Source organism: Dietzia sp. CW19 (assembly GCF_014145265.1).
Taxonomy (GTDB): Bacteria; Actinomycetota; Actinomycetes; order Mycobacteriales; family Mycobacteriaceae; genus Dietzia; species Dietzia natronolimnaea.
This window is the reverse complement of sequence record NZ_JAALEE010000530.1, coordinates 1-4848: the sequence shown is the minus strand read 5'-3', so window position 1 is coordinate 4848 and position 4848 is coordinate 1. Positions and strand designations below refer to the sequence as shown.

At 68.4% G+C, this 4848-nt stretch carries 7 protein-coding genes and 1 pseudogene; 1 reads left to right on the top strand and 7 read right to left on the bottom strand.

The window, feature by feature from the left end; genetic code table 11:
* Together G6021_RS14995 and fbaA are read right to left on the bottom strand one after the other, a co-directional pair.
* A pseudogene (locus tag G6021_RS14995) lies at positions 1-323 on the bottom strand (hypothetical protein); the annotation flags it as partial.
* Positions 324-548: 225 nt separating this feature from the next.
* The gene (fbaA, locus tag G6021_RS14990) at positions 549-1592 is read right to left on the bottom strand and encodes a class II fructose-bisphosphate aldolase (protein ID WP_182611228.1); all 1044 of its coding nucleotides are present in this window, start codon (positions 1590-1592) and stop codon (positions 549-551) included.
* A gap of 191 nt (positions 1593-1783) precedes the next feature.
* Between fbaA and G6021_RS14985 the strand changes: the two genes are divergently transcribed.
* On the top strand, positions 1784-2419 hold the full coding sequence (locus G6021_RS14985) for a DedA family protein (protein WP_182641626.1): 636 nt from the start codon (positions 1784-1786) through the stop codon (positions 2417-2419).
* A 9-nt stretch (positions 2420-2428) separates the two neighbouring features.
* On the opposite strand, the gene G6021_RS14980 is transcribed toward G6021_RS14985, so the two are convergent.
* The 5 genes from G6021_RS14980 to G6021_RS14960 all read right to left on the bottom strand — a co-directional run.
* Positions 2429-2611, bottom strand: a complete 183-nt coding sequence (locus tag G6021_RS14980) for a hypothetical protein (RefSeq protein ID WP_182641623.1) — start codon at positions 2609-2611, stop codon at positions 2429-2431.
* Positions 2608-2814 carry a helix-turn-helix transcriptional regulator gene (locus G6021_RS14975; RefSeq protein WP_179523505.1) on the bottom strand — a complete coding sequence of 69 codons (207 nt, stop codon included), beginning with the start codon at positions 2812-2814 and terminating at the stop codon, positions 2608-2610. The genes G6021_RS14980 and G6021_RS14975 overlap by 4 nt, the downstream gene beginning before the upstream one ends.
* Positions 2814-3293: a DUF2975 domain-containing protein gene (locus G6021_RS14970; RefSeq protein ID WP_182611229.1), complete on the bottom strand. Its 480-nt coding sequence runs from the start codon at positions 3291-3293 to the stop codon at positions 2814-2816. Before G6021_RS14970 ends, G6021_RS14975 begins: the two co-directional genes overlap by 1 nt.
* Before the next feature lie 124 nt (positions 3294-3417).
* Positions 3418-4107 (bottom strand): RNA methyltransferase, encoded by a 690-nt coding sequence (locus G6021_RS14965; RefSeq protein ID WP_182641622.1) that lies wholly within the window; start codon positions 4105-4107, stop codon positions 3418-3420.
* The coding region (locus G6021_RS14960; protein ID WP_182641621.1) for an SDR family NAD(P)-dependent oxidoreductase at positions 4104-4848 on the bottom strand (745 nt) is incomplete at its 5' end. The genes G6021_RS14965 and G6021_RS14960, both read right to left, overlap by 4 nt.

Sequence of the window (4848 nt, the reverse complement as noted above, 5' to 3'; positions counted from 1 at the left end):
GTCAGCGCCATCGCCGCCGCCAGGTGATCACGCGCCCGATCAGCCGGATCCAGGCGCGCGTAGGCAGGACGAGAATCGGCGGGGCCGGAATCGCCAGGCTCCCGGCCGGGGCCTGACCCCCGCGCCTCCCGATCGAGCCGGCCCATCGCCTCCACGAGGTGATGCGCGGCCTGCAGTCGGGTGGCCGCGGCGAGGTTCTGCGCCAGAGTGGCCGACCGTGCCACTTCGCTCAGCGCCTCGGCGCCCAGCGTGTCGAGAGCCTCCGGCACGGCGCGAAGCGCCCCGAACGCCGCCGAACTCGTCGTCGTCATCATCGGATCCACCACCGCACCCCCCTGCGCCTATCGAACTCGCCACCATTCGAACGTGTGATCCATCTTATCGCCCGGGGCGGAACAGCACAAGTGTTCGATCCAGAATTGCCGGGCATGGCGCCCAGACCACCCGGTGATCACACGACAGCGGCGCCTCTCCACTGGAGGAGAGACGCCGCTGGTGGCACCGACCCCGTCGGGTCGCCGTGAGTGGGATCAGGCCGAAGCCGCTGGTCAGGCAGAGGCGCCCTTGGACTTGCCGGCCGACTTGAGGTCGTTGCACGCCTCGACGACCCGCTCGGACATCCCCTGCTCGGCCTTCTTGAGGTACGAGCGCGGGTCGTAGACCTTCTTGTTGCCGACCTCGCCGTCGATCTTCAGGACGCCGTCGTAGTTGGCGAACATCTGACCGGCGATCGGGCGGGTGAACGCGTACTGCGTGTCGGTGTCGACGTTCATCTTGATGACGCCGTAGCTCAGCGCCTCCTCGATCTCGCTCTTGGCCGAGCCCGAGCCGCCGTGGAAGACGAAGTCGAACGGCAGGTCACCCTCGTTGAGACCGAGCTTCTCCACCGCGACCTCCTGGCCCATCTTGAGCACCTCGGGACGCAGCACGACGTTGCCCGGCTTGTAGACGCCGTGGACGTTGCCGAACGTCGCGGCGAGCAGGTAGCGCTGCCCGGTGTTGCCGGCCCCGAGCGCGTCGATGGTCGCCTCGAAGTCCTCGCGGGAGGTGTAGAGCTTCTCGTTGATCTCGTTCTCGACACCGTCCTCCTCGCCGCCCACGACGCCGATCTCGATCTCGAGGATCTGGTTGGCGCTGGCCGTCTTCTCGAGGAGCTCCTTGGCGATCTCGAGGTTGCGGTCGAGCGGGGTGGCCGAGCCGTCCCACATGTGCGACTGGAACAGCGGGTTACGCCCGGCGTCCACGCGCTCCTGGGAGATCCGGATGAGCGGGCGCACGAAGGTGTCGAGCTTGTCCTCGGGGCAGTGGTCGGTGTGCAGCGCGACCAACACGTCATACTTCTCGGCCACGATGTGCGCGAACTCGGCCAGCGCGACCGCGCCCGTCACCATGTCCTTGACGTTCAGGCCGGACCCGAATTCCGCTCCACCCGTGGAGAACTGGATGATCCCGTCCGAGCCCGCGTCGGCGAATCCCTTGATGGCCGCGTTGATGGTCTCGGAGGAGGTGCAGTTGATCGCGGGGTAGGCGAAACCCTCCTTGCGAGCCCGGTCGAGCATGTCCTTGTACTGCTCCGGGGTGGCGATAGGCATTGACGATCCTCCAGATTTCGGCACTGTGACTCATCCCATCCTACGAGGTACCGCGAGGTGGCGGGCCCCGGAGGACCAGCGGGGGCACGGTTTCAGCCGTTTCCCAGCAGAGCGGGTCTACGATTCCCGAGGTGAACACGCACCTGGTGGCCGAACAGGCCCAGCACGTCCTGGCGCTCGGTCCCGGATTCATGGACCCGGAGTTCTGGCTGTCCGGCGACGGACCGTTCGGCAACGCGATACTCCCGGCTCTCCTCGCCGTGGTCTTCATCGAGTCCGGTCTGCTGTTCCCGTTCCTCCCGGGCGACTCACTGTTGTTCACCGCGGGGCTGCTCACCCAGCAGGACAACCCCTTCGCACCACTGTGGGTGGTGCTGGTGGCCGCCCCGATCGCGGCGTTCCTCGGCGACCAGGTGGGCTACTTCATCGGCAACCGGTGGGGCCACCACCTGCGGGAGCGGCCGGACGGGCGGATCTTCAAGCAGGTCTACATCCGCGAGGCCCACGAGTTCTTCGACAAGTGGGGGCCGGCCACGATCATCCTGTGCCGCTTCGTGCCGATCGTCCGCACCTACGCGCCGCTGGTGGCGGGCATGGCCGGGATGCGCTACCGCGTGTTCGTGCTGTTCAACATGGTGGGTGCGGTGTTGTGGGCCGCGGGGGTGACCGCACTCGGCGCATGGTTGGGGCAATTCGCGCTGATCAAGGAGCACATCGACCTGATCCTCATCGGGATCGTGCTGATCTCGGTCATACCGATGGCCGTCACCGCCGGGCCGAAGCTCGTCGACCGCATCCGCAACGGGCCCTCCGCCCCGGCGGCCTGAGCCGGGTCTCTACCGTGGTCGTCCGCCCCGCCAACGGAGGGCGGCGACCGTCGCCCCGACCACCAGGACCACACCGATCCCCTGAAGGCCCGGGGAGTCGTCCGCCCCGCCGAGGACGATCGCCACTCCCCCGAGGCCCACCACGCTCAGCACCCCGACGAGGACCAGGGCGAACCCCGCTGCGCCCCTCATTCCTCCACCCATTCCAGCAGGTCCCCGGGCTGACACTCAAGCACGCGACACATGGCCTCGAGCGTGCTGAACCGCACCGCCTTGGCACGCCCGTTCTTCAGCACCGCGACGTTCGCCGGCGTGAGTCCCACCCGCTCCGCGAACTCACCCACACTCATCTTGCGCCTGGCGAGCTCTACGTCAATCCGCACAACGATCGGCATCACACCACCGTGTCCATCTCGGACCGCAACGAGGTGGCCTGCCGGAGGAGTGCCCGCATGACGACCATGAGCAGCGCCGCGACGGTGATGATGACGACGACGAGGAAGAGCAGCAGCGGCAGTCCGGGATCGTTCGCGTTGACGCCCACGAGCACCAGGACGAGCACGAGCATCCCCCAGGCCGCGACGATCGCCCCGAGGATCACGTCGACCCAGATCAGTGACGCGTCGGTGAAGATGCGGTCGTCCTTGACCAGCGTGAGCAGCTTCCAGGTGGCCACCACCACGACCTGGATGCACAGCACCCAGTAGATCGACACCGCCGTCAGTGGCCACCGCAGATGTGCGTCGCCCGGCGATGTCTCAGCCATGTGCGCGAACTGCCCGGGCAACGACATGGTCTGCAGCAGGAGCAGTACCGCGAACAGCACCACCAGGGACACCCGCAGCGGCAGGACCGCTCGTCTTTCGATCTCCATCTCACGACTATGGATGATTAACTATCGAAAATCAATAGATAGATGTTGCACCTCGGGTGGCACAGCCCAGGTTGGCCAGCCCAGGTCAGCACAGCTCAAGTCGGCCAGCCCAGGTCAGCGCAGCTCAGGTCGGCGCAGCGTGCTCGCGGACCCACGCGTGCATCGCGATCCCCGCGGCCACGCCCGCGTTGATGGACCGGGTCGAGCCGAACTGGGCGATCGACACGGTCTTCGCCGCCCGTCGTCGCGCGTCGGCGCTGACCCCGGGACCTTCCTGACCGAACAGCAGCACACACTCGCGCGGGAGCCGGGCGGTCTCGAGCGGCTCGGCGCCGGGGAGGTTGTCGACGGCGACGACCGGCACCCCTGAAGATTCGGCCCAGTCCATCAGCGCTGCCACGTCCTCGTGGTGGCGCAGGTGCTGGTAGCGGTCGGTGACCATCGCCCCGCGGCGGTTCCAGCGACGTCGCCCCACGATGTGCACCTCCGCCGCGAGGAAGGCGTTGGCCGTGCGGACGACGGTGCCGATGTTGGCGTCGTGACCGAAGTTCTCGATGGCCACGTGGAAGGGGTGCCGGCGGGTGTCGAGGTCGGCCACGATCGCCTCACGCCGCCAGTAGCGGTAGCGGTCGACCACATTGCGGCGGTCGCCGGAGTCGAGGAGGTCCGGATCCCAGCGGTCGCCCGTAGGCCGCGGCTCACCCGGGCGCTCAAGCTCCCACGGACCCACCCCGACGAGGCCTTCTCCCCACTCGGTCGGCCCGGCACCGGGGTCCACCGATGCCGCCTCCGGGTCGGTAGCGGGTCCGCTCACGAGGTGAGACGACGATTGGCCATCCTGATGACCCGCCCCGGCCCGATCTGTGACGCCAGGTACATCGCGGTGGCCTGCGTGCCCACCGGCCGGTGCACCTCGCGACCCAGGGCGCCGCGGATCCGGCCCAGCACCCCGGACGGGGTGTGTCGCGTCTGCTCCGCCAGGTCGAGGATCTCACCGGCCACGTCGGCCTCGGTCAGGTGGACGCCCATGTTCCGCATCCCGGCGGTGTCGACGCCCTCGAGCATGCCGGTACCCACGTAGAGCGGCCACACCGAGCACACCCGGATGCCCTTGGGACCCCATTCGAGGTCCAGAGCCTCGGTGAGTCCACGGACGGCGAACTTGGTGGCCGAGTACACGGCCATCTCGGCCTGGCCGTAGATCGCCGACGCCGAACAGAGGTTGACCACGGTCGGGGCCGGGGCCTTCTCCAGGTATCCGAACGCCGCCCGGCAGCCGTACATCACGCCCTTGACGTTGACGTCCACCAGCGCGGAGTCCCGCTCGTAGCTCGCATCCGTGAACGGCATCCCGTACAGCAACCCGGCATTGTTGACCAGGACGTCCAGCGCGCCGCCGGAGCGGGCGGTCACCTCCGCCAGGGCGGACTCCCAGGCGACCGGGTCGGTGACGTCCAGCGCGCCGGTGACCACGCGGTCGTCCCCCCGCGCCCACTCGCACGGCTGCAGGTCGAAGGCGCCCACGAGGTAACCGGCGTCGGCGAACCGGCGCGCG

Bases quoted from the DNA above. Each gene is read 5' to 3' on its own strand.
- G6021_RS14985 (WP_182641626.1), top strand. From the start codon at position 1,784: ATGGACCCGGAGTTCTGGCTGTCCGGCGACGGACCGTTCGGCAACGCG.
- G6021_RS14975 (WP_179523505.1), bottom strand. From the start codon at position 2,814: ATGCCGATCGTTGTGCGGATTGACGTAGAGCTCGCCAGGCGCAAGATG.
- fbaA (WP_182611228.1), bottom strand. From the start codon at position 1,592: ATGCCTATCGCCACCCCGGAGCAGTACAAGGACATGCTCGACCGGGCT.
- G6021_RS14970 (WP_182611229.1), bottom strand. From the start codon at position 3,293: ATGGAGATCGAAAGACGAGCGGTCCTGCCGCTGCGGGTGTCCCTGGTG.
- G6021_RS14980 (WP_182641623.1), bottom strand. From the start codon at position 2,611: ATGAGGGGCGCAGCGGGGTTCGCCCTGGTCCTCGTCGGGGTGCTGAGC.